This window comes from Streptomyces sp. R302 (assembly GCF_012927245.1).
Classification (GTDB): domain Bacteria; phylum Actinomycetota; class Actinomycetes; order Streptomycetales; family Streptomycetaceae; genus Streptomyces.
Genome location: NZ_JABBGE010000008.1, coordinates 177,296 through 203,287, shown reverse-complemented (window position 1 = coordinate 203,287; position 25,992 = coordinate 177,296). Strand labels below are relative to the sequence as shown.

Here is a 25,992-nt window from a genome sequence, read left to right as displayed (position 1 = left end):
CTCCCGTCCCGCTCCCTGCTCATAAAGCCAGCTTATGACGTCATAGCCGCATGATCCCTGGTGGGGGCCGTGGCCGGCGGCGACGCTGGAGCCATGGCAAGCCTCGCACCCTCCGGCACCCTCCTCGGAGCCACCACCCCCGGCCTCCGCACGTCCCGTACCGTCCGCCACCTCGGACCCAACTGGTACGCCTCCGTGATGGGCACCTCCGTCGTCGGCACGGCGGGCGCCGCGCTCCCGGTCGCCGTGCCCGGTCTCCGTACCGTCTGCACCGCCGTCTGGGCGCTCTCGCTCGCGATGCTGCTGACCCTGCTCACCGCCCGGGCCGCGCACTGGCGCCGCCACCCCGACCAGGCCCGCGCCCATCTCCTGGACCCGGCGGTCGCCCCCTTCTACGGCTGTCTGTCGATGGCGCTGCTCGCCGTCGGCGGCGGCACGCTGGCGCTCGGCCGGGACTGGATCGGGCTGCCCGCCGCCGTCGCCGTCGACGCCGTCCTCTTCACCGCCGGCACCGCCGTCGGCCTGGCCGCCGCGGTCGCCGTGCCGTACCTGATGGTGGTCCGGCACCGGATCGAGCACGCCTCCCCGGTCTGGCTGCTGCCCGTCGTCGCGCCCATGGTCTCCGCCGCACTCGGCCCGCTGCTCCTCCCCCACCTGCCCGAGGGGCAGGCCCGGCAGACCCTCCTCCTCGCCTGCTACGCGATGTTCGGGATCAGTCTGCTCGCCACCCTGGTGATGCTGCCGCTGGTCTTCGGCCGGCTGGTCCTCACCGGTCCGCTGCCGCTCGCGCTCACCCCCACGCTCTTCCTCGTCCTCGGCCCGCTCGGCCAGTCGACCACCGCCGCCAACGCCTTCGCCGACACCGCCGCCGGCGTGCTGCCCGAGACGTACGCGCACGGCTTCGCCGCCTTCGCCGTCCTCTACGGCGTGCCCGTCATGGGCTTCGCCCTGCTGTGGCTGGCGCTGGCCGGCGCGATGGTGGTGCGGGCCCGGCGCGCCGGCATGGGCTTCGCGATGACCTGGTGGGCCTTCACCTTCCCGGTCGGCACCTGCGTCACCGGCGCCGAGGGGCTCGCCCGCCACACCGGGCTCGACGCCTTCCGCTGGCTGGCCGTCGGCCTGTACGTCCTCCTGGCCGCGGCCTGGCTGGTGGCCGGCACGCACACCGTGCGCGGGCTGGTCAGCGGAGCGCTGCTCGCAGGGCCCGGTGGAGCAGCCGCGGTGCCCGGACCAGCGACGGCCCGTACCAGGTGAGCATCCGCCCGTCGACGAGCGCGGGCGCGGCCCCGGGGAACGCCTCGGGGCCGTCGTCGGCCGTGAAGCGGTACGGCTCGTCGGGCAGGACCACGAGCCGCGGTCCCGCGGCGGTCAGCTCGGCGAGCGGGACCTTCGGGTAGCGCTCCGGGTGGTCGGCGTACAGGTTGCGGACGCCGAGCCGGGCGAGGAGGTCGCCGGCGAAGGTGTCCCGGCCGAGCACCATCCAGGGCCGCCGCCAGATCGGCACGACGGCGGTGACGCCGTCCCCGACCGGTTCGACGGCCGCCCACGCCTCCTCCGCCTCCGCCAGCCAGCGCGGGCGCCGGGGCGCGCCGCAGGCGGCGAGCACCTCCCCGAGGGCGTCGAGGCCCTGGTCGAGAGTGCGGATCTCCGTCACGAGGACCTCCGCGCCGCCCTCGCGGAGGGCGTCCAGGTCGGGGGCGCGGTTCTCCTCCTCGTTGGCGAGGACGAGGTCGGGGCGCAGGGCGAGGACGGCGGGGACGTCGGGGTTCTTGGTGCCGCCGATCCGGGCGACGTCGAGGTCCGCGGGGTGGACGCACCAGTCGGTGGCGCCGACGAGCAGCCCGGGGGCGGTGACGGCGACGGCCTCGGTGAGCGAGGGCACCAGGGAGACCACGCGCGGGGCCCGGCCCCTGAGCTGCGTCACTCCTCCTCCACCTCGACGTGGTCGGCGACCGCGACGACGAGGAGGCGGGTGCCGGGCTCGGTGGCGCGCCAGCGGTGCCGGACGCCGCCGGAGAGGTACAGGGTGTCGCCCCGGCCGAGCCGGTGGGCGCGGCCCTCGGCCTCGACCTCGGCGGCGCCGTCGGCGACGTACAGCAGCTCGTCGTTGCGGTGCTGGAACTCGCGGCCCGCGTCCTGCTCGCCCGTGAACTCCAGGGCGTGCAGCTGGTGCCGGGCGCGGACCAGGCGCCGGACGCCGTCCGGGAGGGCCGCGGTGCCCTCGTCGGCGCGGACGACGTCGATGGTGCGGGCGGCCTCGGCGGCGGCGAGGAGTTCGGCGGCGGTGGTCTGGAGGGCCTCGGCGACCAGTTCCAGGGAGCGGCGGCTGGGGCGGGCGCGCTCGTTCTCGATCTGGCTGAGGAAGGGCACGGAGAGGCCGCTGCGGGCGGCCACGACGGCCAGGGTGAGCTGGAGGGCCCTGCGGCGCCTCTTGACGGCCGCGCCCACGCGGGGTGCTTCCTTCTCGTCCATGGCGGCTCCCTCCCTCTGCCGGCTGCCTCGTCGCGTACCTGCTGGTTACCTGCACCTTACGCAGCTTTGGGCCGGGGTTTCGCGTCGTGGCGGAAAGGGTGCGGGAAAGCGGACGGGAACGGGCGGCGGAAAGGGGTGGCCGCCGGTCACGTCCGGCGACCACCCCCTCCTTACGGGTGAGGATCGGGCGTCACTGCGGGGCGAGCCGCTCCGCGAGGCCCGGCTGGGCGTCCAGCCAGGTGCGGACGGCCTGCTGCTCCTTGCCCTTGCCGCTCTTCTGGATCTGCGCCTCCAGGCCGGTGAGCTGCTTCTCGGTGAGCTCGAAGTCCTTCAGCCAGGCCCCCACCTCGGGGTTCTCCTCGCTGAAGCCCTTACGGGCCAGGGTGTGGACGCCGTCGCCCTTCCCCCACACGCCCTTGGGGTCGGCCAGCTTCGTCAGGTCGTGCGCCGAGTAGGCCCAGTGCGGGGACCACAGGGTGACGACGACCGGCTCCTCGCGCTCGTACGCGCGCTTCAGCTCGGCGAGCATGCCGGGCGTGGAGCCGTCGACGACCTCGTACTCGCCCTCCAGGCCGTACTCCTTGAGCACCTTGTCCTTGAGGATGCCCATCATCCCGGCGCTGGGCTCGATGCCGACGATGCGGCCCTTGAAGCGGTCGCCCTTGCCCTTGAGGTCGGCGAGGGACTTCACGTCCTTCACGTACGAGGGGACGGACAGCTCCAGGGAGGTCGGGCCGTACCAGGAGCCGAGGTCCTCCAGCTGGTTCCCGTACTTCTCCAGGTACGAGGCGTGGGTGACGGGCAGCCAGGCGTCGGTCTGGAAGTCGAGCTGCCCGCCGGCGAGGCCGGTGTAGAGCGCGCCGGCCTCCAGCTGCTTGGTCTCGACCTCGTACCCGCGGCGCTCCAGGAGCTCCTTCCACAGGTAGGTGGAGGCGATGCCCTCGTCCCACGGGATGTAGCCGATGCTGATCTTCCTGCCGTGGCCGGTGCCCGCGCCGGACGCGGTGGTCGAGGTGGCGCCGGAGCCGCCGAGGACGCCGGCGCCGCCCGCGACGAGCGCGAGGACGACGATGCCGACGAGCGCGGTGACGGGCTGCGGGCGGTGCGCCCACAGCCGCGCGGTGCGGCGGCGGGCGACGGCGGCGCGGGCCTTGACGAGGGCGCGGCGGCCGAGCGGGGAGACCTGGTCGCCGAGCGCGCCGGTCATCCGGTCGAGGTACATGGCGAGGACGACGATGGAGACGCCGGCCTCGAAGCCGAGGCCGATGTCGACGTTGCCGATGGCCTTGTAGACGGCGCCGCCGAGTCCGCCGCCGCCGACCATGCCGGCGATGACGACCATGGAGAGGCCGAGCATGATGACCTGGTTGACGCCGGCCATGATCGTCGGCACGGCGAGCGGCAGCTGCACGCGGAGCAGGGTGTCGCGCGGGGTGGTGCCGAACGCCTCGGCGGCCTCCACGAGTTCGGCGTCGACCTGGCGGATGCCGAGCTCGGTCATGCGGACGCCGGGCGGCAGCGCGAAGACGATGGTGGCGATGATGCCGGGGACGACGCCGACGCCGAAGAAGATGATGCCGGGGATGAGGTAGACCATCGCCGGCATGGTCTGCATGAAGTCGAGGACGGGCCGCAGCACGGCGCTGACCGTCTTCGACCGGGCCGCCCAGATGCCGAGGGGGACGGCGATCACCAGGGTGACGAGGGTGGCGACGAGGACCAGCGAGAGCGTCGCCATCGCCTCGTCCCACAGCCGGACGGAGTCGACGAGCGCGAGCCCGGCGAAGGAGATCAGACCGGCGGCGAGGCCGCGCAGCCACCAGGCGACGACGGCGAGGATGCCGGCGAAGAGCAGCGGCTGCGGCGCCGACAGGACGGCGTCGATGCCGTCGTACAGGCCGGTGATGCCGGTGCTGACGGCGTCGAAGAGCCAGGAGAACCGTGCCTGGAGCCAGTCGACGGAGCCGTCGACCCAGGAACCGAGGGGAATCTCAGGCACGAGCGGTCGCCTCCTCGGTCGCGAGCCCGCCCATCACGGCGAGCAGCCTCTCCTTCTGTACGACTCCGAGCGTGGACCCGTCGGCGTCCCGGACGGTCACCGGGTGGGGGCCCGCGGCGGCGAGGGCGCACAGGTCGGCGAGGAGCGTGTCGGGGCCCGCGACCGGGGCGTCCGGGTCGATCCCGGCTCCGGCTTCGGGGGCGGTCATCACGGCGGAGGCGGTGAGCACCCGGGAGCGGTCGACGTCCTGGATGAAGGAGGCGACGTAGTCGTCGGCGGGCCGGACGAGGATGTCCTCGGCCGAGCCGAGCTGCACGATCCGGCCGCCGCGCATGACGGCGACGCGGTCGCCGATGCGCATGGCCTCGTTGAGGTCGTGGGTGATGAAGACGATGGTCTTCTTCAGCTGCTTCTGGAGCACCAGGAGCTGGTCCTGCATGTCGCGGCGGATCAGCGGGTCGAGGGCGCTGAAGGACTCGTCCATGAGGAGCAGGTCGGCGTCGGTGGCGAGCGCGCGGGCGAGGCCCACGCGCTGCTGCATGCCGCCGGAGAGCTCGTCGGGCCAGGACTTCTCCCAGCCGGCGAGGCCGCACAGCTCCAGGGCCTCGGCGGCGCGCTTCTCGCGCTCGGCGCGCGGGACGCCCTGGACCTCCAGGCCGTAGCCGGCGTTCTCCAGGACGGTGCGGTGCGGGAAGAGCGCGAAGTGCTGGAAGACCATGCTGACGCGGCGGGAGCGGACCTCGCGCAGCTCTCGGGGGGAGAGCGCGGTGAGGTCGTCGCCGTCGTAGAGGACGCGGCCCGCGGTCGGTTCGAGCAGGCCGTTGAGCATGCGCAGCAGGGTGGACTTGCCGGAACCCGAGAGGCCCATGACCACGAAGATCTGACCCGGTTCGACCACGAACGAGGCGTCGACGACGGCGGCGGTGACGCCGTCCTCGCGCAGTTCGTCGCGGTCGGCGCCGTTCACGAGCGCGCGGACGGCCGCGGTCTCGTCGGCGGGGCGTCTGGCGAACACCTTGAACAGGTGGTCGGCCTGGAGCCTGGACACATTCACCTCACGGATAGCAGAGAGAACGGCCCGCCACCCCCGCGACCGGGCCGTCGGAGCGGGGCGGGATCTGCCCGCGACACCCGTCGTGTACGGGGCCCACTGCTCGGGGCCCCTTACCGGGTCCGCTCCGGGCACTCGCCTGCCCCGGGCCTCCGGAGCCAAACGCGAAGGTGACCGGGGTCACGGCGCCCGGGAGTGCGTACCGCTCCGGGCCGGTGTCGGCGGGGTGCGGCATGATCGGGGTGTGACGCGACGCCTGATGCTCCTGGACACCGCCAGCCTCTACTTCCGCGCGTACTTCGGCGTGCCGGACTCCGTCCGGGCCCCGGACGGGACGCCGGTGAACGCCGTACGGGGGCTGCTCGACTTCATCGGCCGGCTGGTCCACGACCACCGCCCCGACGACCTGGTCGCCTGCTGGGACGAGGACTGGCGCCCGCAGTGGCGGGTGGACCTGATCCCCTCCTACAAGGCGCACCGGGTGGCCGTGGAGACGGAGACCGGGCCGGACGAGGAGGAGATCCCGGACACGCTCTCCCCGCAGGTGCCGGTGATCGAGGAGGTCCTCGCGGCGCTGGGCATCGCCCGGATCGGCGCGGCGGGCTACGAGGCGGACGACGTGATCGGCACGCTCGCGGGGCGGGCGAAGGGCCCGGTGGACATCGTGACCGGCGACCGGGACCTCTTCCAGCTCGTCGACGACGAGCGGGCGGTGCGGGTCCTGTACCCGCGCAAGGGCGTCGGCGACTGCGACCTGGTGGACGACGAGCTGATCCGCACGAAGTACGGCGTGCGGCCCGACCAGTACGCCGACTTCGCGGCCCTCCGCGGCGACGCCAGCGACGGCCTGCCCGGCGTGAAGGGCATCGGCGAGAAGACGGCGGCGCAGCTGATCACCGAGTACGGCGACCTGGCCGGCGTACGGGCTGCCGCCGAGGACCGCACCTCGAAGCTCACCCCCGCCAAGCGGCGCGGGATCGTGGAGGCGGCGGCCTACCTGGACGTGGCGCCGACGGTCGTCCGCGTCGCGCGCGACGTCCCCCTGCCCGCGTTCGACCCGGCGCTCCCGACAGCCCCGCGCGACCCGGCGGCCCTGAACACCCTCTCGGCCCGCTGGAACCTCGGCGGCGCCGTGAGCCGGCTCCTCCCGGTCCTCGCCGCCCACTGACGCGAACGACGGGAGGATGTTAACTTAGGCATACCTAAGTCTCTCCCTCCCGTCCGTCAGGAGAATCCGCCGTGGCAGAGCAGCCGGCCCGCCAGGCCCCCCGGGCCACCGAAGCGCACGTGGTGCGCACCGAGCGGATCACCCCGCACATGGTGCGGGTCGTGCTCGGCGGCCCGGGCCTCGACGGCTTCGACGCCGGGACCTTCACCGACCACTACGTGAAGCTGCTCTTCGCACCCGGAGGGGTCACCTACCCGGAACCCTTCGACATGGAGCGGATCCGGGCCGAGTACCCGCGCGAGCAGTGGCCCACCACCCGCACGTACACGGTGCGCGCCTGGGACCCGGTGCACCGCGAGCTGACCGTGGACTTCGTGGTCCACGGCGACGAGGGCCTGGCGGGCCCCTGGGCGGCCCGCGCCCAGGTCGGCGAGACGGTCCGCTTCCTCGGCCCCGGCGGCGGCTACACCCCCGACCCGACCGCGGACTGGCACCTCCTCGCCGGCGACGAGAGCGCCCTCCCGGCCATCGCGGTGGCCCTGGAACACCTCCCCGCAGGCGCGCGGGTACACGCCTTCATCGAGATCGAAGACCCCTCCGGCGAACAGAAATTCGCGACGGAGGCGGGCATCGACGTGACCTGGCTCCACCGCGCCGGCCGCCCCACCGGCGAAGCCCTCATCGAGGCCGTACGAGCCCTCCCCTTCCCCGAAGGCGACGTCCACGCCTTCGTCCACGGCGAAGCAGGCTTCGTCAAGGAGCTCCGCCGCCACCTCCGCATGGACCGCCAGATCCCCCGCGACCGCCTCTCCATCTCCGGCTACTGGCGCCACGGCAAGACCGACGAAGCCTGGCGCGCCATCAAGCGCGACTGGAACGCCCAGGTGGAACTGGAACAGGAACCCACCCAGGCCGCATGACGACCGCCCCCGAGGGGAGCGGGAGGGGGCCGGCTCGTCACCCCGTCGCGCTGCCCCGCGCCCGGACCCGGGCCAGGATCCTCGCGGTGGGGCTGGAGGGTGAGGCTGGGGACCGGGCGTATGGCTTCGGGGGCCACGTCCAGGTCGTAGCGGCGGGCGAGGACGGCGAGGACGAGGACCGCTTCCACGAGGGCGAAGCGGGTGCCGAGGCAGACGCGGGGGCCGCCGCCGAAGGGGTACCAGGCGTACTCGGGGATCTTCTCGGCCGGCGCGGCCTCGGCGTCGGTGAGCCAGCGCTCGGGGCGGAAGGTGTCGGCGTCGCCGTACCAGCGGGGGTCGCGGTGGGTGGCCCACTGGCTGGACCAGACGCGGGTGCCGGGCGGGACGGGGGTGCCGCCGAGGGTGGCGCCCTCCTTGGCTGTGCCGGTGAGGAGCCAGATCGTGGGGTAGAGGCGGAGGGTCTCCTTGATCACGGCCTGGGTGTAGGTCAGGGAGGCGTAGTCGTCGTAGCCGGGCTCGTGGTCGGCGAGGACCCGGTCGAGCTCCTCGGCCAGCGTCCGCCGGACCTTCTCGTGGCGGGAGAGGAGGTACCAGGCCCAGACGAGGGTGGAGCTGGTGGTCTCGTGGCCGCCGATGTAGAGGGTGACCGTCTCGTCGCGGATCTCGCGGTCGGAGAGCTGCGCCCCCGTCTCGTCCCGGGCGGTCAGGAGCCGGCTGAGGAGGTCGGGGCGGTCCTCGTCGCCGTCCCGGTGGCGTGCGACGAGGCGGGCGACCTCGGCGTCGATGACGGCGGTGGCGCGTTTGACGCGGGCCCGGCCGGGGGTCGGGATCCAGTCCGGCAGAAGGGCGCCGATCCCGCTGAGCTCCGCGCCGATCTCCTGCTGCGCCACGTCCATCGCCCGCCCGATCGCCTCCGCGTCGGAGGCGGTGTCCGCCCCGAAGATGGTGCGGACGGCGATGAGTCGGGTGAGGGCCGCCATCTCCTGCTTGATGTCGATCCGCTGCCCGTCCGACCAGCGGTCGGCGAGGGCGACGGCGCACTCCGCCATGGTCGCCGCGTAGGAGCGGACCTGCTTGGGGCGGACCGACGGCTGGACCAGCGAGCGCTTGCGCCGCCAGTCGCGCCCCTTGGCGACCACCACGCCGTTCCCCAGCAGGGTGCGGAGGGCGATGCCCAGGTCCGGCTGGTCGAAGGTGGACTCGATCCCGGTGAGCAGCTCGCCGATGTTGTCGGGGTGGGCGATGAAGAGCGCGGAGCTGGGGCCGAACCGCCAGCGGACGACATCGCCCCGCTCCCGCAGCCGCTCGAAGAAGGCGAGCGGGTCCTTGCCGAAGGCCGGCAGGTTTCCGAGCAGCGGCACCCCGCGCGGCCCCTCGGCGATGGTGATGGCGCTGCCTGCCTCCGCGCCGGCGTGCGTGGTCACGTACGTCCCCTCCCCAACTCGCTGTCCCCGTGTGCGAGTCCATGCAAGCGGAAGGCTCCGCCACCGCGCCACCCCTGTGGACAACCACCTGTGGACAACCCGCCCGGAGCAGCGGAAGGGCCCGTGGCGTTCTCCACCACGGGCCCTTCCAGCGGGACTTGACGGGACGTCAGCCCACCGAGCTGTACGCCACCACACCGCGCAGCAGCGCGTCCACGGCCTTGCGCGCGTTCTTCGCGACCGTGCTGTTCTCCCTGGGGGCCGCCGCGGCGATCTGCCCGAGCACGTCGATGACCTGCTTGCACCAGCGGACGAAGTCGCCGGCCGGCATCTCCGCCTCGCGCAGCACCTCGTCGAGGCTCTTGTCGGAGGCCCACTGGTAGGCGGCCCAGGCGAAGCCGAGGTCGGGCTCGCGCTGGCCGACGCCCTCCGCCTGGTTGATCTTGAACTCCTCCTCCAGCGCGTCGAGCCGGCCCCAGATGTGGACCATCTCGGCGAGCGCCGCCTTGGCCTGGCCGCCGGGCACCTTCGGTGCCACGGCGTCGTCGGCCTGCCGCGCCTCGAACACGAGGGCGGAGACGCAGGCGGCGAGTTCGGCCGGGGCGAGCCCCTCCCAGACGCCTTCGCGGAGGCATTCGCTGGCGAGCAGGTCGAGTTCGCCGTAGAGGCGGGCGAGCCGCTTGCCGTTGTCGGTGACCTCGTCGCCGCGCAGGTAGTCGAGCTCGGTGAGGAGCGCGACGATCCGGTCGAAGGTGCGGGCGATGGTGTTCGTCCGGCCCTCGATGCGCCGCTCCAGCTGCTTGGTGTCGCGCTGGAGGCGGTGATAGCGCTCGGCCCAGCGGGCGTGGTCCTCGCGCTCGTCGCAGCCATGGCAGGGATGGGCGCGGATCTCCGTGCGCAGCCGGGCGATCTCGCGGTCGTCGGCGGCGCCGGAGCGCTGCTTGCGGTGCCGTTCGGGGTTGATGTGCCCGGCCTTGGAGCGGAGCGCGGAGGCGAGGTCGCGGCGGGACTGCGGCGAGCGCGGGTTGAAGGTCTTGGGGATCCGCATGCGCTCCAGGGCCTCCACCGGGACGGGGAAGTCGATGGAGGCGAGCCGCTTGACCTGCCGCTCGGCGGTGAGGACGAGGGGCCGGGGCCCGTCGTGGTACTCGAAGCCCCGGTGGCCGTTGGTACGGCCCGCCGGGATGCCGGGGTCGAGGACGAGCGCGAGGCCGGCGAACTTGCCGGTCGGCACGTGGATGACGTCGCCGGGCTTCAGCTTCTCCAGGGAGGCGGCGGCCTGGGCGCGCCGCTGGGCGGCCCCCTGCTTGGCCAGCTCCGTCTCACGGTCCTTGAGGTCGCGGCGGAGCCGCGCGTACTCCTCGAAGTCGCCGAGGTGGCAGGTCATGCCCTCGCGGTAGCCCTCGAGTCCCTCCTCGTTCCGCTGGACCTGGCGGGAGATGCCGACGACGGAGCGGTCCGCCTGGAACTGTGCGAAGGAGGTCTCCAGGAGCTCCCTGGAGCGGTGCCGGCCGAACTGCTCGACCAGGTTGACCGCCATGTTGTACGAGGGGCGGAAGCTGGAGCGCAGCGGGTAGGTGCGGGTGCCGGCGAGTCCGGCGAGGTGGTCGGGGTCGAGGCCGCGCTGCCAGAGGACGACGGCGTGGCCCTCGACGTCGATGCCGCGACGGCCGGCCCGGCCGGTGAGCTGGGTGTACTCGCCGGGGGTGATGTCGGCGTGCTGCTCGCCGTTCCACTTGACCAGCTTCTCCAGGACGACCGACCGGGCCGGCATGTTGATGCCGAGGGCGAGCGTCTCGGTGGCGAAGACGGCCTTGACGAGGCCGCGGACGAAGAGCTCCTCGACGACCTCCTTGAAGGTCGGGAGCATGCCCGCGTGGTGGGCGGCGATGCCGCGCTCCAGCGCCTCCAGCCACTCGAAGTAGCCGAGGACGTGGAGGTCCTCGTCGGGGATGGCGGCGGTGCGGGCCTCGACGATCTCGCGGACGCGCCGGCGGCCCTCGTCGTCGTTGAGCCTCAGGCCGGCGTAGAGGCACTGCTGGACGGCGGCCTCGCAGCCGGCGCGGCTGAAGATGAAGGTGATGGCCGGAAGCAGGCCCTCGTTGTCGAGCCGCTCGATGACCTCGGGGCGGCCGGGCGTCCAGATGCGGGAGCGCTGGCGGCGCTCGCGCTCGCGGTCGGCCTCGCGGACCATCTTGCCGCGGCGCCGGTCGCGGGGGTTGTACGTCCGCGAGTTCTCGGTGCGGGCGAGGCGCAGGAGGTCGGGGTTGACCTCGCGGCGGGAGGCGCCGCGGCCGCCGTGGTCGGTCTCCTCCTCGAAGAGGTCGTACATCCGGCGGCCGGCGAGGACGTGCTGCCAGAGCGGCACGGGCCGGCTCTCGGAGACGATGACCTCGGTGTCGCCGCGGACGGTGTCGAGCCAGTCGCCGAACTCCTCGGCGTTGGAGACCGTGGCGGAGAGCGAGACGAGGGTGACCGACTCGGGGAGGTGGATGATCACTTCCTCCCAGACGGCGCCGCGGAAGCGGTCGGAGAGGTAGTGCACCTCGTCCATCACGACGTAGCCGAGGCCGGAGAGCGCCTGGGACCCCGCGTACAGCATGTTGCGGAGGACCTCGGTGGTCATGACGACGATCGGCGCGTCGCCGTTCACGCTGTTGTCGCCGGTGAGCAGGCCGACCTTGTCGGGGCCGTACCGCTTGACGAGGTCGGCGAACTTCTGGTTCGACAGCGCCTTGATGGGTGTCGTGTAGAAGCACTTGCGGCCCTGGGTGAGGGCGAGGTGGACGGCGAACTCGCCGACGATGGTCTTGCCGGAGCCCGTGGGGGCGGCGACGAGCACGCCCTTGCCCGCTTCGAGAGCCCGGCACGCCTCGATCTGGAACGGGTCCAGTCCGAATTCGTACATCTCTCGGAAGGGGGCCAGCGCGGTGGCCTGCTCCGCGTTGCGCGCCCGTGCGGCCGCGTACGCCTCGGCTGGGGTGAGGTCCTCTGTCATCTTGTCTTCGAGCCTACCCGCCCCCTCCGACAGTGACGCGATCTTTATCGAGGGGCTTCACGGCGGGCGTCGGCGACCGGCCGGGCACCCCGCGGGTGACCCCGGAGACGACGAGGCCCCCCGGCTCTCGCCCGGGGGGCCTGGTCACGACAGGGACCGGATCAGGTGATGTCGTCGTAGCCGGCGTTGTGGGCGCGGGCGCCGTCGGTGCCGCCGGTGGCCTGCTCGGGCAGGGCGCGGGCGGCGGGGACGGAGTCGAGGGCGCCGATGGGCTCGGGGGTGAGGTCGAGGTCGGACGCCTCGTCGTCGGAGAGCCCGGCGTCGGGGTTGTTGCGGGCCCGGCGCTTGTCGTTGAGGAGCGAGAAGCCGACGGCGATGAAGTACAGGACGATGATCGGCCCGGCGAGGGCGATCATGCCGAGCGGGTCGGTGGACGGGGTGGCGACGGCTCCGAAGACGAAGGTGCCCATCACCATGGCGCGCCACCAGCCGGCCATGCGCTTGCCGGTGACCACGCCCGTGAGGTTCAGCATGATCAGCAGCAGCGGCAGCTCGAAGGCCATGCCGAAGACGAGCACCATCCTGGTGGTGAAGTCCAGGAGGTCGTCGAGGGAGAGGAAGTTCGAGGCGACCTCGGGCGTGATGCTGATGAGGACGCGCACGCTGACGGGCATGATCAGGAACGCCGTGTAGGCGCCGGCCCCGAAGAGCGGGACGGCGATCGCGGCGAACCAGTACGTGTACTTCTTCTCGCTCTTGTGGAGGCCGGGCGCGACGAAGGCCCACAGCTGGTACAGCCAGACCGGGCTGGAGGCGACGAGGCCCGCCAGCATGATCACCTTCACCGTGGAGGTGAAGGGGGAGAGCATGGTCTGGTAGGCGAGGACGACGCACCGTCCGCCGGTGTTCTCGGACAGGGAGGAGTCCGGAGGGCACTTCGGTACGGGGGACGACAGAAGGTCCATCAGCTGCTGGCTGAAGAACGCGGCCACCACGGAGGCGAGCACGATCGCCAGCATCGCCTTGGCGACGCGGTTGCGCAGCTCACGGAGGTGGTCCGCGAGCGGCATCCGCCCCTCGGGGTCCTTCTCCTTCTTCATGCGGGCAGACTTGGGCAACCCACGTCCTCATCTCGTGCGGGCAGGCCGCTGGGCGGCGAACTTGCGGGCGAACGGATCAGCGGCCGGCGTGGGCCGGGTCAGCGCTGGGTGGTGTCCGATGCCTCGGTCACGGGGCGGGCGCCGGTGACGTCGCCGGGGGCGGCCTTGATGGTGCGCTGAGCGGCGGGGGCGGCGGGGGCGGCCTGGTCGGCGGGGGCCTCGGCGGGAGCGGCCTCCTGGCCCTCCGACTTCATGGCCTTGGCCTCGCTCTTGAGGATGCGGGCCGACTTGCCGAGGGAGCGGGCCATCTCCGGGAGCTTCTTGGCACCGAAGAGGAGGACGACGACCAGCAGGATGAGGCTGATCTCCAGGGGACCGATCTGACGGAACATGACTGTGGTCTCTCTTCTCACCGAGGCGGCATGGGTGCGTGCCCGGCCGGTCGGACATGCGTCCGGCCTCCGCGCTGTCTGCGATCGTAACCCGCAGGAGTAAACGCCGGGCAATGCCCGTGCGTACTCGCGCTTGCGTCCGAGGGGCCCTGATCAGGCCGTATCGGCGGGGCGCGGACCCGCCGACTCAGGGCAGCGAACGGCCTGTTCGCGCCAGTCCGGTGGCGGCGGTCTCCAGGTCGTCCGCGGCGCGCTGGATGCGCCGTGTGGTGTCTTCCACTTGACGGCCGAGCCGCCGCACCTCCAGGAAGACCCTGACGCCGAGGACGCCGAGGACGGCGAGGCCGAGGAAGCCGAGGGCGATCGCGAGCATGGGCCAGAACATGGGCCGAGCCTAGCGTTTACGGGGTGGGGCGCCGGTCAGGCGGTGGTGTGGAGGCGGAGGGTGCGGACGCCGCCGCCGGTGAGGAGTTCGACGATGCGCTCGCCGGCGGGCTTGCGGACGGAGCTTCCGCATTCGGGGCAGGTGAAGGAGTAGAAGGTGGTGCGGTGGCTCGCTCCGATGGCCAGGCGCAGGGCGCCGGCGGCCAGTTCGAAGCGGCAGCGGCAGTCGGGGCAGGCGGCCTTGAAGAGGACCGGGGCGATCGACGCCGACAGGCCGGACATCACGGACATTTCCCTCAACTCTCTACCTGGAAGACTTGCCGGGACTCGCTCAACTCACTGCCACTCGGGTAAGTCGCCCCCCGGAGCGACCTCCCCGTCCACCCTCGTACGAGAGACAGGTCACACGCCCTCGTACGCGGCGAGCGCCGCCGTCGCCGCCTCCCGGGCGCTGTCCGCGAGCCCGGCGGGCGCGACGATCCGCCCGTCGCTGCCGAGCCGCAGCGCGAGCCGCTTCAGCGAGGCCGGGTCGGGGGTCCGCAGGGTGATCCGCAGGCCGCCGTCCGGCAGCTCGTCGGCCCGGTCGTGCGGGTAGTACTCGGCGACCCAGCGCCCGCCGGGACCGACCTCGACCACGACCTCCGGGTCGTCGGCGGACGGCTGGACCAGCCCCTCGGAGAGGTCCCGCAGCTCCAGCTCCGGGGGCGCGGCGGCCTCCTCCAGGATCCGGATCTCGGCGACCCGGTCGAGGCGGAAGGTGCGGCGGTCCTCCGAGAGCCGGCACCACGCCTCCATGTAGGTGTGGCCGACCGCGAAGAGGCGGATGGGGTCGACCTCGCGCTCGGTGAGCTCGTCGCGGGCCGGCGAGTAGTAGCGGAGCCAGAGCCGCTTGCGCTCGGAGATGGCCCGGTCGACCTCGGCGAAGACGCCGCCCTCGGACTCGAAGGTGACCGAGAGCCGGGCACTGGCGCCGGCGGCCTCGCCGGCGGCGGCCTCCAGCTTGGCGGTGGCGCGCACCAGCGCGTCCCGGTCGCCCTCGCGCAGCCCCGGCAGGGTGGCGACGGCACGGGCGGCGACGAGCAGCGCGGTGGCCTCGTCGGCGGCGAGCCGCAGCGGCTCGGAGGCCTCCGCGCTCAGGGCGCCCGGGTTGCGCCACCAGATCCGGTCGCCGTCGGTGTCGATGTCGAGGAGGTCGCCGCCCCGGAAGCTGGTGCCGCACATGGGCAGCACGTCGAGGTCGGAGATGAGCTCGTCCTCGGTGATGCCGAAGGCGCGGGCCACGTCGGCGACGTGGGCGCCGGGGCGCTCCCGGAGGTAGGTGACGAGGGAGAGCATCCGCCTCGTCTGGTCGATCGCGTTGGCAGCCATGCGGTTCGTCTTCCCCTCAGCCCTTGGCGACGGCGCGCAGCCGCTCCACCACATCGGCCCTCAGGTCGGCCGGTTCCAGTACGACGACGTCGGGGCCGAACTCGACGAGCCAGGCGTCGAGGCCGTGCCCGTACGGGATCTCCAGCTCGTCCCAGCCGTCGGCGCCCTCGCTCGTCTCGGTGGCGCGGGCCCGCAGCGGATAGCCGCAGCCGCTCCGCAGCCGGATCCGGGCGGAGCGGGTGGCGGTCTCCCCCGCCCAGCTCTCGACGGTCTCGCGGACGGTGACAACGTCGGGCACGGGCGCGGTGAAGGCACCGGCCCGCGAGCGGACCTTGCCGGTGATGCGGGAGAGGCGGAAGACCCGCTCGGCGCCGCGTTCGCGGTCCCAGCCGGCGAGGTACCAGTGGCCGCGCCAGCACTCCAGCGTCCAGGGCTCGACCTGGCGGGGCTCGGGGCGGGCGGCGTTGGCCTTGCGGTACTCGAAGGAGACCGGGCGCCGGTCGCGGCAGGCGAGCATCAGCGGCTCGAAGGCTGCCTCGTGGACCGGGATGCGGGGTTCGAGGGCGCTCGGCTGGATCTCGTACGTCTCCTCGGCCTCGGGCATGCCGGCGGCGCGCAGCTTCTGGAGGGCGCCGCTGGCGGCTCCGGCGAGGCGGGCCTGCTGCCAGACCCGGGCGGCGAGACCGAGCGCGGCGGCCTCCTCGACGTCCAGGGTGATGGGCGGGAGGCGGTTGGAGTCGCGGCGGGCGAGGTAGCCGGTCTCGCCGTCGAGGTTCTCGACGGTCTCGATCACCAGTCCGAGCTCGCGCAGGTCGTCCTTGTCGCGCTCGAACATGCGGTTGAAGGCCTCGTCGCCGCTGGCCTCCAGATAGGCCTCGATGGAGCCGCGCAGCTCCCGCTTGCTGAGGGCGCGTCGCGTCCCGAGCAGGCACAGCGCGAGATTCATGAGCCGCTCGGCCTTGGCAATCGCCATGGACGCCTTGCACCCTCTTCCCCGGTTCCGTTCTCGGACGTCCGACCGTACCGCCCCGGGGTGTCCGGGCAAAAGCCGAGGGCCCCCGCCGTGGAGGCGGGGGCCCTCGGTGGGGTGCGCGGGCCGGGTCAGGGCTTCTTCACGCCCACCAGGTCGCAGACGAAGATCAGCGTCTCGCCGGGGGCGATCTTGCCGCCGGCGCCGCGGTCGCCGTAGGCGAGGTGCGCGGGGATGACCAGCTGGCGGCGGCCGCCGACCTTCATGCCCTGGACACCACGGTCCCAGCCCTGGATGACCATGCCGACACCGAGCGGGAACTCCAGCGCCTCGCCGCGGTTCCAGGAGGCGTCGAACTCCTCACCGGTGCTGAAGGAGACACCGACGTAGTGGACCTTGACCGTGTCACCGGCCGCGGCCTCCGCGCCGTCGCCCTCCCAGATGTCCTTGATCTCCAGGTCGGCCGGCGGCTCGCCGCCCGGGAAGTCGACCTCGGGCTTCTCGATGCTCACTGCAGTGTGCTCCTCATACGGGTGAAACCGCGCGGACGATGGCCCGCGCGACCCCGACAACCTACCGCCTGGCGGGCCGGGACGCGCGGGAACCCGTCACTGCTTGGTGAGGATGTCGACCGTGAAGACGAGGGTCGAGTTCGCCGGGATCGGGCCCTGGGCCTGGTCGCCGTAGCCGTCGGCCGGCGGGGCGACGATCAACACGCGGCTGCCGACCTTCTTGCCCTCAAGGCCCTTGCTCCAGCCCTTGATGACGTTGGCGAGCGGGAAGGTGGCCGGGGCGCCCCGGTCGTAGGAGCTGTCGAACTTCTTGCCGTCCTTCCAGAGCACGCCCTGGTACTGGACGGTCAGGGTGTCGCTGGCCTTGACGACCTCGCCCTTGCCCTCGATGACGTAGTTGGAGACGAGCTTCGTCGGCGCGTCGGTCTTCGGGACGGTCAGCGAGGGCGCCTTGCCGTCGGTGTTGGTACCGACCTTCGGCAGGTCCTTGTTCTCCTGCGCGACGACGGTGCCCTCGGCGGACTTCGGGACCGTGGTCGCCTTCAGGATGTCGACGACGAAGACGAGGGTGGCGCCGCCCTTGATGCTCGGCGGGGAGCCCTGCTCGCCGTAGCCCAGCTCCGGCGGGATGCCGATCTCGACGCGGCTGCCGACCTTCTGACCCTTCAGGCCCTGGTCCCAGCCCTTGATGACCTGACCGGCGCCGAGGGTGAGGGTGAACGGCTCGCCGCGGTCGAAGCTGTTGTCGAAGGGGGTCGTCGAGTCCCAGGTCTGACCGAGGTAGTTGACCTGGAGGGCGTCGCCGTCCTTGGTCGCCGGGCCGTCGCCCTCGCTGATGACGTTGACCTTGAGCTCCTTCGGCGGGTCGCCCTCGCCCTTGGAGAGGGTCGGCTTCTCGCCGAACTTCTGCCCCGCGGTGATGGCGGGCAGCCCGTTGGTCATCGAGGCGTTATCGGAGCCCTTGGTGTCGCTGCCGCAGGCCGCTGTGAGCAGCAGCAGCGGGACGACGAGAAGGCCGGCAATTCGGCGCACGTGTTCCTCAGATCTCAGACGGCACAGTAGTTGTCCGGACACTCTAAGGGACCCGCCCAAAACGTCCAGGGCCCCGCGCGTCCTGCGCACGGGGCCCCGGTCCGGTCTTGTGACCGTCCTACATACCGGCGATCAGCTTCTCCACCCGGTCGTCCACCGAGCGGAACGGGTCCTTGCAGAGGACCGTGCGCTGCGCCTGGTCGTTGAGCTTGAGGTGGACCCAGTCGACGGTGAAGTCCCGGCGCTGCTCCTGGGCGCGGCGGATGAAGTCGCCGCGGAGCCGGGCCCGGGTCGTCTGCGGGGGCACGGACTTGCCCTCGAAGATCTTCACGTCGTTGCAGATCCGCGCCGCCTGCCCGTTCTTCTGGAGCAGGTAGTACAGCCCGCGGCGGCGGTGGATGTCGTGGTAGGCGAGGTCTATCTGGGCGACCCGCGGGTTCGACATGGTCATGTTGTGCTTGGCGCGGTACCGCTCGATGAGCTTGTACTTCATCACCCAGTCGATCTCGGTCTGGATGCGGTCCAGCTCCTCCTGCTCGATCGCGTCGAGCGTGCGGCCCCACAGTTCGAGGACCTGGGCGACGGTGCCGGAGCGGATGCCGCGCCGGTCGACGAAGTCGGAGGCCTTCTCGAAGTACTCGCGCTGCACCTCCAGGGCGGAGGCCTCGCGGCCGCTGGCCAGGCGCACCTTGCGCTGGCCGGTGATGTCGTGGCTGACCTCGCGGATGGCCCGGATCGGGTTCTCCAGGGTCAGGTCGCGCATCACGGTGCCCGCCTCGATCATGCGCAGCACGAGGTCGGTGGCGCCGACCTTGAGGAGCATGGTCGTCTCGGACATGTTGGAGTCGCCGACGATGACGTGGAGCCGGCGGTAGCGCTCGGCGTCGGCGTGCGGCTCGTCCCGGGTGTTGATGATGGGCCGGGAGCGGGTGGTGGCGGAGCTGACGCCCTCCCAGATGTGCTCGGCGCGCTGGGAGACGCAGTAGACGGCGCCGCGCGGGGTCTGGAGCACCTTGCCGGCGCCACAGATCAGCTGACGCGTCACCAGGAACGGGATGAGGATGTCGGCGAGGCGGGAGAACTCGCCGTGGCGGGCGACGAGATAGTTCTCGTGGCAGCCGTAGGAGTTTCCGGCGGAGTCGGTGTTGTTCTTGAAGAGGTAGACGTCGCCCGCGATTCCCTCCTCGTGCAGGCGGCGTTCGGCGTCCACGAGAAGACCTTCGAGAATGCGCTCGCCGGCCTTGTCGTGGGTGACGAGTTCGATCACGTCGTCGCATTCCGGTGTGGCGTATTCCGGATGCGAACCCACGTCGAGGTACAGGCGGGCACCGTTCCGCAGGAAGACATTGCTGCTGCGGCCCCATGACACGACTCGGCGGAAGAGGTACCGCGCCACTTCGTCAGGAGACAGTCGGCGCTGTCCCCTGAACGTGCACGTGACGCCGTACTCGTTCTCCAGCCCGAAAATGCGGCGGTCCATGTCTGAACATTACGCCTGACAGCCTGTGCTGAAACCGGGTTGGACGTTTCCGTCCCGATCGTTTTCCGGTCAGAGGGTGTTCTTTTCGGCGTGTACGGCGCCGGCGGCGCCCCCGCCCGCGGCGTGTCGGGAGCGGCGGCCGGGCGCGTCGGGGTCGTTCAGCACCCGCCCGGTGGCGAGCAGGACCAGCAGCGCGGTCAGTCCGCCGGCACCGGCCACCGCGAACCCCGCCACGGTCCCGGAGAGTTCGACGGCGGGCCCGGCGGCGGCCGAGCCCAGGGCGGCGCCGACGCCGAAGGTGGTGACCAGCCAGGAGAAGGCCTCGGTGACGGTGCCGGCCGGGGCGTGCCGGTCCACCACGATGAAGGCGCAGGCCAGTACGGGGGCGAGGAAGAAGCCCGAGAGGGCCGCGAGGGCGCTCATGGCGACCGGGCCCGGGGTGAGCGTCAGCGGCAGGTAGCAGAGCGCGAGGAGCCCGACCAGGACGCGCAGCCGGCGCTCGGGCGCGCCGGCCCACCGCCGGGCGCCGTAGAGGACGCCGCCGAGGAGGGCGCCGAGGCCGAGGGCGGCCATCAGCCAGCCGTAGACGGACGGGGCGCCGCGGTCGTCGGCGTAGGCGACGGCGGCGACCGTGATGGAGCCGAGGGCGAGCCCGACGAAGAAGAACGAGCCGAGCAGGGCGAGCAGCCCCCGGGACCGCAGGGCGCCCAGCCAGTGGGCCTCGCGGGGCGCGGAGCGCCAGGCCCGGGACGGCTCGGAGAGGACGACGGAGAGGGCTCCGAGGACGCCTATGAGGTTGATGGCGAGGAGGGCGGCGGCGGGCGACCACAGGGCGACGAGGAGGGTCACCAGGAGCGGGCCGACGGTGAACATGACCTCCTGGGCGACCGCGTCGAGGGCGTACGCCCGGTGCACCCGGTCCTCGCGGCCCAGGACGCTCGGCCAGAGGGCGCGCAGGCCGCCCTCCAGGGGCGGGGTGAAGAACCCGGCGAGGACGACGGCGGCGTAGGCGAGCGGGAGGTCGCCGATGCCCACGAGGGCGAAGAGGGCCATGCCGAGGGCCGAGAGCACGGCGGCGGGCAGCTGGACCCGGGGCTGCCCCTTGAGGTCGACGGCACGGCCGAGGAGCGGCTGGCCGACGGCGTTGGCGAGGCCGTACGCGGCGACGAGGCCGCCCGCGAGGGTGTAGCCGCCGCCCTGGTCGCGGACGAAGAGGGTCATGGCGACGGGCCCGGTGCCGTTGGGCAGCCGGCCGACCAGGGTGCCGGTGAGCAGGCGGAGCGCGTGCGGCGCCCGCAGGATGTCGCGGTAGCCGCCGTGTGCCGTGGCCTCGGTGGCCATGCGGGTCTCCCCTCCGTCGGCTCCCGCCGAGGTTTTACGTATAACTAGCGTCGTCATACGTACCATGGCGGCGTGACACGGGTCCACCCCGCGTCCCCGCCCCACCGACCAGCGCCCCACCGACAGCGTCCACCCCGGAGGCCCCGTGCAGACCCCCGAACCCCCGGGCGCCACCCGTCCAACCAGCAAGGACGTGGCCCGGGTGGCAGGCGTCTCACAGGCCACCGTCTCCCTCGTCCTCGGCGACAAGTGGCGCGGCCGTGTGTCGGAACGCACGGCCGGCACCGTCCGGGACGCCGCCCGCGCCCTCGGCTACCGGCCCAACCTCGCCGCCCGCAACCTGCGCCTCGGCCGCACCCGTACCGCCCTGCTCGTCGTCCCCGCGCTCACCAACGAGTTCTTCGCCCACGTGTACACCGGCGCGGCGGCGGTCGCCGCCGACCACGGCTTCGGCGTCGTGCTCTACCCCTCCCCCGACGGCGTGGGCCCCGCCCGCGACCCGTTCGCCTCCGCCCAGGCCGCCCTCGACGGCGTCCTCGCCTCCTCCATGGCCACCGCCGCTCTGGAGGCCTTCCGCGGCAGCGAACTCCCGCTCGTCATGCTCGACAGCGACCCGGCGGACCCCGGCGCCGCCGCCCACGTCAACCTCGACGTCGCCCAGGGCATGCGGCTCGTCACCGCCCATCTGCTCGCCCTCGGCCACCGCCGCTTCCTGCACCTCGCCTCCGCGGCCCCCTCCTGGACCTTCGACGTCCGCGCCGCCGCGCTCGGCGAGGCCCTGCGCGGGACGGAGGTGCGCACCGTACGGTCCCCGCTGACCGTCGCGGCCGCCCGGGAGGCCGCCGGCGCCGCCCTCGCCGCCCCCGGGCCCCGCCCCACGGCGGTCGTCTGCGACGACGACATCCTCGCCGCCGGCGTCTGCAAGGCCGCCCGCCGCCTCGGCCTGCGCGTCCCGGAGGACCTCTCCGTCACCGGCTTCGACGACATGGCGCTCGCGACGGCCGTCGAGCCGGAACTCACCACGGTCCGGCTGCCCGCCGAGGAGTTCGGCCGCCGCGGCATGGAGGCGCTGCTCGCCGTCCTGACGGGCGAACCGGCCCGCTCCGACGTCCTGCCCGCCGAGCTGGTCCCGCGCGGCTCCACGGGCCCGGCACCGGCCCTCTGACCCCCGGAACGCGCGGAGGGGCCCGGCCCTGATGGACCGAACCCCTCCGCGCGTCCGCTCGGGACCTACTCCTCGGGCGCCTCGTCCGAGGGCTCGTCCGTCTTCGTGATCGCCGCGTCGTCCGCCTCCAGGAGGCGCGACAGCTGGCGGCCGACGATCCGCTTGAACTTCCGCTGCTGCGGACGCGTGCGGTCCAGGACCGCCACCTCCAGGCGCTCGGCGGGGATCTCCCGCTCGGTGCCGTTGGTGTCCCGGGAGAGCGCCTGCACCGCGAGCTTCAGGGCCTCCGCGAGCGACATCCCGTCCCGGTGGCGCTGGTCCAGGAAGGAGCTGATCTGCTCCGCGTTGCCGCCCACCGCCACCGAGCCGTGCTCGTCCACGATGGAGCCGTCGTGCGGCAGCCGGTAGATCTGGTCCCCGGCCGGCTCGGTGCCGACCTCGGCGACCACCAGCTCCACCTCGTACGGCTTCTCGCCGGCGCTGGAGAAGATGGTGCCCAGCGTCTGCGCGTAGACGTTGGCCAGGCCGCGCGCGGTGACGTCGTCCCGGTCGTAGGTGTAACCGCGCAGGTCGGCGTAGCGGACGCCGCCGATCCGCAGGTTCTCGTACTCGTTGTACTTGCCGGCGGCGGCGAAGCCGATCCGGTCGTAGATCTCGCTGAACTTGTGCAGGGCGCGGGACGGGTTCTCACCGACGAAGACGATGCCGTCGGCGTACTGGAGCACGACCAGGCTCCGTCCGCGCGCGATGCCCTTGCGGGCGTACTCCGCGCGGTCGGCCATGGCCTGCTGGGGGGAGACGTAGAACGGTGTCGACACCGGCGCTCGTCCCTTTCTTCTGGGCTGTGAGGGGGCGACGTACGGGTCAGAGCAGGGCGGCGCGCGGTCCGTCCGGCTGCTCCAGACGCCGCTCGGTGACCGAACGGGCCAGCTCGGAGGATTCCGCCTCGGTGAGCCTGCGGAAGCCCTCGTCGGTGATGACGGTGACGATCGGGAAGATCCGGCGGGCCAGGTCCGGGCCACCGGTCGCCGAGTCGTCGTCCGCCGCGTCGTACAGCGCCTGTACGACCAGTGTGGTCGCCTGCTGCTCGGTGAGGTCCTCGCGGTACAGCTTCTTCATGGAGCCGCGGGCGAAGATGGAACCCGAGCCGGTGGCGGCGTAGCCGTGCTCCTCGGAGCGGCCGCCGGTCACGTCGTACGAGAAGATCCGGCCCTTCTCCCGGCCCTCGTCCCAGCCGGCGAAGAGCGGCACGACGGCGAGGCCCTGCATGGCCATGCCGAGGTTGCTGCGGATCATGGTGGAGAGACGGTTCGCCTTGCCCTCCAGGGAGAGCGTGGCGCCCTCCACCTTCTCGAAGTGCTCCAGCTCCAGCTGGAAGAGCTTCACCATCTCGACGGCGAGACCGGCGGTGCCGGCGATGCCGACTGCGGAGTACTCGTCCGCGGGGAACACCTTCTCGATGTCCCGCTGCGCGATCATGTTGCCCATGGTGGCCCGCCGGTCACCCGCGAGCACGACGCCCCCCGGGAACGTCGCGGCCACGATCGTCGTACCGTGCGGAGCCTCGACGATCCCCTCCGGCAGCCTCCGGTTGCCCGGCAGCAGCTCCGGCGAGTGGTCGGCGAGGAAGTCGATGAAGGACGAGGACCCCGGCGTCAGGAAGGCTGCCGGTAGACGCCCTGTGCTACGAGTGTTGGGTTCCACAGGTTTCCTTCCACGTATGCGGCTGCACGCCTGATGACGTCTGGCCGATCCTTGAGTTGCCCCAGAGCCGCGTTGCAGCTGAAGCACAGTACGCCTCGGACCTTACCCGTCCGATGATCGTGATCCACATGCTCCGCCGGACCGTCCTGGCAGATCACGCAGACACCACCCTGGTCGGCGATCATCCGATCGCGCTCGACTTCGGTGATGCCGTACTGGCGCTTGAGATGCCCGGCTCGCCCCTGCGCCTTCTTGCATGCCTTGCAACGAGTGGCGAGGCCGTCCGACGCGGTGGCGTTGCGATGCCAGTCACTGTGTGGCTTGATCTCGCCGCACTGCCGACAGAGCTTGTGCCCCACCGGCACGTCCACCTTGCTTCGGACGACCCTGCCCTTGGCTGCCTGTCTGATCCGATAGCGCTCAGCCCCGTAGGCGGAAACGCATTCTCGGCACCTCGGCTGCAGTCCGTCCGCGCGATTGCAGTCCCGCGCGAATCCACTCAGCGGGACATCCCGCCCGCAACCGCGGCAATGCTTGACAGCCTTCGACATCTCCCCGCCCCTGCGACTTCACCTTCGTTTCGAAGGCTACTGGCCGCCTTTCTGCACGAAACTCCGCACGAACTCCTCAGCATTCTCCTCGAGTACGTCGTCGATCTCGTCGAGGACCGAGTCCACGTCCTCGCTCAGCTTCTCCTGGCGTTCCTGGAGGTCGGAGCTCGCCTCCGTGGTGGTCTCCTCGACCTCCTCCGTGGAACGCGTGGCCTTCTGCTGTCCGCCGCCGGTGTCCTTGCCCGCCATTTCCTCACCCCGCTCGAATCGGATCGCTCGGACTTGTGCTGCTGGGGTCCTGCAAGATCAGACCCTACAAGCCGGGACCGACATCGGCCCCCGCATTTCCGCAACGCCCGCGCACTGCTTCCATGATTCCCAGGGCCCGGGTATTTCAGGCCCTTTTTCCGGTCTCGAATCAGCTGCCGGAGAGGACCCTGACGAGCTCCTCCGCCGTGCGGCAGCGGTCCAGGAGGGCCGCCACGTGGGCCTTGGTGCCGCGCAGGGGCTCCAGGGTCGGGACGCGCTGGAGCGAGTCGCGGCCCGGCAGGTCGAAGATCACCGAGTCCCAGGAGGCCGCGGCCACGTCGTCGGCGTACTGCTCCAGGCAGCGGCCCCGGAAGTAGGCCCTGGTGTCCTCCGGCGGCGCCGTCTCGGCCCGCTCCACCTCGGCCTCGTCGAGGAGCCGCTTCATGCGCCCGCGGGCCACCAGACGGTTGTACAGCCCCTTGTCGGGCCGCACGTCCGCGTACTGGAGGTCCACCAGGTGCAGCCGCGGCGCGTCCCAGTCCAGGCCGTCGCGGCGCCGGTAGCCCTCCAAGAGCTCCCGCTTGGCGATCCAGTCCAGCTCGCCGGCCAGGCTCATCGGGTCGTTCTCCAGGCGGTTGAGGGTGTCCTCCCATCGGGAGAGGACGTCCTTGGTCTGGTCGTCGGCGTCGGAGCCGTACCGCTCGTCCACGTACTTCCTGGCCAGCTCGAAGTACTCCATCTGCAGCTGCACCGCGGTGAGTGTCCGGCCGCTGCGCAGCGTGACGAGGTACTGGAGCGTGGGGTCGTGCGAGACGTGGTGGAGGGTGCGGACGGGCTGGTCGACAGCGAGGTCGACGGTGATGAAGCCGTCCTCGATCATGGAGAGGACGAGCGCCGTGGTGCCGAGCTTCAGGTAGGTGGAGATCTCGGAGAGGTTGGCGTCCCCGATGATCACGTGCAGCCGGCGGTACTTCTCCGCGTCGGCGTGCGGTTCGTCGCGGGTGTTGATGATGGGGCGCTTGAGGGTGGTCTCCAGGCCGACCTCGACCTCGAAGTAGTCGGCGCGCTGGCTGATCTGGAAGCCGTCCTCGCGGCCGTCCTGCCCGAGGCCGACGCGGCCGGCGCCGGTGACGACCTGGCGGGAGACGAAGAAGGGCGTCAGGTGGCGCACGATGTCCGAGAAGGGGGTCTCCCGCTTCATCAGGTAGTTCTCGTGCGTGCCGTAGGAGGCGCCCTTGTTGTCGGTGTTGTTCTTGTAGAGGTGGATCGGCTGGGCGCCGGGGAGCTGGGCGGCGCGCTCGGCCGCCTCGGCCATGATCCGCTCGCCGGCCTTGTCCCAGAGGACGGCGTCGCGCGGGTTGGTGACCTCGGGGGCGCTGTACTCGGGGTGGGCGTGGTCCACGTAGAGCCGGGCGCCGTTGGTGAGGATCACGTTGGCGAGGCCGATGTCCTCGTCGGTGAGCTGGCTGGAGTCGGCGACCTCGCGGGCGAGGTCGAAGCCGCGGGCGTCCCGCAGCGGGTTCTCCTCCTCGAAGTCCCAGCGGGCGCGGCGCGCCCGGTGCATCGCCGCGGCGTAGGCGTTGACGATCTGGGACGAGGTGAGCATGGCATTGGCGTTCGGGTGTCCGGGGACGGAGATCCCGTACTCCGTCTCGATGCCCATTACTCGCCGTACGGTCATGCGGCCCTCCTTGCCCGGCGGCGCTCAGTGC

24 protein-coding genes and 1 pseudogene are annotated in these 25,992 nt (G+C 72.1%); 4 read left to right on the top strand and 21 right to left on the bottom strand.

The features are described 5' to 3' along the window. Window positions 1-93 precede the first annotated feature (93 nt). Entirely contained in the window at window positions 94-1,254 is a 1,161-nt protein-coding gene (locus HHL19_RS25085) for a TDT family transporter (RefSeq protein WP_169092607.1), read from the top strand. Here the strand turns inward: HHL19_RS25085 and HHL19_RS25080 are convergent. From HHL19_RS25080 to HHL19_RS25065, 4 genes are all read right to left on the bottom strand, one after another. Next, on the bottom strand, window positions 1,181-1,924 hold the full coding sequence (locus HHL19_RS25080) for a helical backbone metal receptor (protein ID WP_169092606.1): 744 nt from the start codon (window positions 1,922-1,924) through the stop codon (window positions 1,181-1,183). The genes HHL19_RS25085 and HHL19_RS25080 overlap by 74 nt on opposite strands. Then, the gene (locus tag HHL19_RS25075) at window positions 1,921-2,472 is read right to left on the bottom strand and encodes a cupin domain-containing protein (RefSeq protein WP_169092605.1); all 552 of its coding nucleotides are present in this window, start codon (window positions 2,470-2,472) and stop codon (window positions 1,921-1,923) included. Before HHL19_RS25075 ends, HHL19_RS25080 begins: the two co-directional genes overlap by 4 nt. A gap of 190 nt (window positions 2,473-2,662) precedes the next feature. Further along, window positions 2,663-4,471, bottom strand: a complete 1,809-nt coding sequence (locus HHL19_RS25070; protein WP_169092604.1) for an ABC transporter permease/substrate binding protein — start codon at window positions 4,469-4,471, stop codon at window positions 2,663-2,665. Continuing rightward, window positions 4,464-5,519: a betaine/proline/choline family ABC transporter ATP-binding protein gene (locus HHL19_RS25065; RefSeq protein ID WP_169092603.1), complete on the bottom strand. Its 1,056-nt coding sequence runs from the start codon at window positions 5,517-5,519 to the stop codon at window positions 4,464-4,466. Before HHL19_RS25065 ends, HHL19_RS25070 begins: the two co-directional genes overlap by 8 nt. 247 nt (window positions 5,520-5,766) lie before the next feature. Between HHL19_RS25065 and HHL19_RS25060 the strand changes: the two genes are divergently transcribed. Further along, window positions 5,767-6,690, top strand: a complete 924-nt coding sequence (locus HHL19_RS25060) for a 5'-3' exonuclease (RefSeq protein ID WP_346768480.1) — start codon at window positions 5,767-5,769, stop codon at window positions 6,688-6,690. A 71-nt stretch (window positions 6,691-6,761) separates the two neighbouring features. After that, on the top strand, window positions 6,762-7,610 hold the full coding sequence (locus tag HHL19_RS25055) for a siderophore-interacting protein (RefSeq protein ID WP_346768479.1): 849 nt from the start codon (window positions 6,762-6,764) through the stop codon (window positions 7,608-7,610). A gap of 37 nt (window positions 7,611-7,647) precedes the next feature. On the opposite strand, the pseudogene HHL19_RS25050 reads toward HHL19_RS25055, so the two are convergent. From HHL19_RS25050 to HHL19_RS24995, 12 genes and pseudogenes are all read right to left on the bottom strand, one after another. After that, window positions 7,648-9,034: pseudogene (locus HHL19_RS25050) on the bottom strand (cytochrome P450). A gap of 169 nt (window positions 9,035-9,203) precedes the next feature. Then, window positions 9,204-12,032 (bottom strand): DEAD/DEAH box helicase, encoded by a 2,829-nt coding sequence (locus HHL19_RS25045; RefSeq protein ID WP_169092602.1) that lies wholly within the window; start codon window positions 12,030-12,032, stop codon window positions 9,204-9,206. Window positions 12,033-12,193: 161 nt separating this feature from the next. Continuing rightward, complete coding sequence (gene tatC / locus HHL19_RS25040) at window positions 12,194-13,102, bottom strand: twin-arginine translocase subunit TatC (protein WP_169092835.1); 909 nt, start codon at window positions 13,100-13,102, stop codon at window positions 12,194-12,196. 128 nt (window positions 13,103-13,230) lie between these two features. Continuing rightward, the gene (tatA, locus tag HHL19_RS25035; RefSeq protein WP_169092601.1) at window positions 13,231-13,524 is read right to left on the bottom strand and encodes a Sec-independent protein translocase subunit TatA; all 294 of its coding nucleotides are present in this window, start codon (window positions 13,522-13,524) and stop codon (window positions 13,231-13,233) included. A 187-nt stretch (window positions 13,525-13,711) separates the two neighbouring features. After that, on the bottom strand, window positions 13,712-13,909 hold the full coding sequence (locus HHL19_RS25030) for a hypothetical protein (protein ID WP_169092600.1): 198 nt from the start codon (window positions 13,907-13,909) through the stop codon (window positions 13,712-13,714). Between the two features lie 35 nt (window positions 13,910-13,944). After that, on the bottom strand, window positions 13,945-14,199 hold the full coding sequence (locus tag HHL19_RS25025; RefSeq protein ID WP_206325742.1) for a hypothetical protein: 255 nt from the start codon (window positions 14,197-14,199) through the stop codon (window positions 13,945-13,947). A gap of 111 nt (window positions 14,200-14,310) precedes the next feature. Continuing rightward, complete coding sequence (locus HHL19_RS25020) at window positions 14,311-15,276, bottom strand: WYL domain-containing protein (RefSeq protein ID WP_169092598.1); 966 nt, start codon at window positions 15,274-15,276, stop codon at window positions 14,311-14,313. Window positions 15,277-15,292: 16 nt separating this feature from the next. Continuing rightward, window positions 15,293-16,249 (bottom strand): WYL domain-containing protein, encoded by a 957-nt coding sequence (locus tag HHL19_RS25015; protein ID WP_169092597.1) that lies wholly within the window; start codon window positions 16,247-16,249, stop codon window positions 15,293-15,295. Between the two features lie 128 nt (window positions 16,250-16,377). After that, window positions 16,378-16,758, bottom strand: coding sequence for an FKBP-type peptidyl-prolyl cis-trans isomerase (locus HHL19_RS25010; protein WP_169092596.1), 381 nt, complete (start codon window positions 16,756-16,758; stop codon window positions 16,378-16,380). 96 nt (window positions 16,759-16,854) lie between these two features. After that, window positions 16,855-17,790 (bottom strand): FKBP-type peptidyl-prolyl cis-trans isomerase, encoded by a 936-nt coding sequence (locus tag HHL19_RS25005; RefSeq protein WP_169092595.1) that lies wholly within the window; start codon window positions 17,788-17,790, stop codon window positions 16,855-16,857. Between the two features lie 118 nt (window positions 17,791-17,908). Beyond that, window positions 17,909-19,270, bottom strand: a complete 1,362-nt coding sequence (gene pafA, locus HHL19_RS25000) for a Pup--protein ligase (protein ID WP_031013984.1) — start codon at window positions 19,268-19,270, stop codon at window positions 17,909-17,911. Between the two features lie 69 nt (window positions 19,271-19,339). Further along, window positions 19,340-20,611, bottom strand: coding sequence for an MFS transporter (locus tag HHL19_RS24995; RefSeq protein WP_169092594.1), 1,272 nt, complete (start codon window positions 20,609-20,611; stop codon window positions 19,340-19,342). Window positions 20,612-20,756: 145 nt separating this feature from the next. Between HHL19_RS24995 and HHL19_RS24990 the strand changes: the two genes are divergently transcribed. Beyond that, window positions 20,757-21,776 carry a LacI family DNA-binding transcriptional regulator gene (locus HHL19_RS24990; RefSeq protein WP_169092593.1) on the top strand — a complete coding sequence of 340 codons (1,020 nt, stop codon included), beginning with the start codon at window positions 20,757-20,759 and terminating at the stop codon, window positions 21,774-21,776. A gap of 65 nt (window positions 21,777-21,841) precedes the next feature. Here HHL19_RS24990 and prcA read toward each other — a convergent pair whose 3' ends face one another. The 5 genes from prcA to dop form a co-directional block, all read right to left on the bottom strand. After that, a complete protein-coding gene (gene prcA / locus HHL19_RS24985; protein ID WP_169092592.1) occupies window positions 21,842-22,594 on the bottom strand; it encodes a proteasome subunit alpha in 753 nt (250 codons plus the stop codon). A 46-nt stretch (window positions 22,595-22,640) separates the two neighbouring features. Continuing rightward, the gene (gene prcB, locus HHL19_RS24980) at window positions 22,641-23,480 is read right to left on the bottom strand and encodes a proteasome subunit beta (RefSeq protein WP_169092591.1); all 840 of its coding nucleotides are present in this window, start codon (window positions 23,478-23,480) and stop codon (window positions 22,641-22,643) included. Then, window positions 23,432-24,031, bottom strand: coding sequence for an endonuclease VII domain-containing protein (locus HHL19_RS24975; RefSeq protein ID WP_169092590.1), 600 nt, complete (start codon window positions 24,029-24,031; stop codon window positions 23,432-23,434). Before HHL19_RS24975 ends, prcB begins: the two co-directional genes overlap by 49 nt. Before the next feature lie 36 nt (window positions 24,032-24,067). Next, on the bottom strand, window positions 24,068-24,280 hold the full coding sequence (locus tag HHL19_RS24970) for a ubiquitin-like protein Pup (RefSeq protein WP_169092589.1): 213 nt from the start codon (window positions 24,278-24,280) through the stop codon (window positions 24,068-24,070). Between the two features lie 169 nt (window positions 24,281-24,449). Continuing rightward, a complete protein-coding gene (gene dop, locus HHL19_RS24965) occupies window positions 24,450-25,961 on the bottom strand; it encodes a depupylase/deamidase Dop (protein WP_169092588.1) in 1,512 nt (503 codons plus the stop codon). Between the last annotated feature and the right edge of the window lie 31 nt (window positions 25,962-25,992).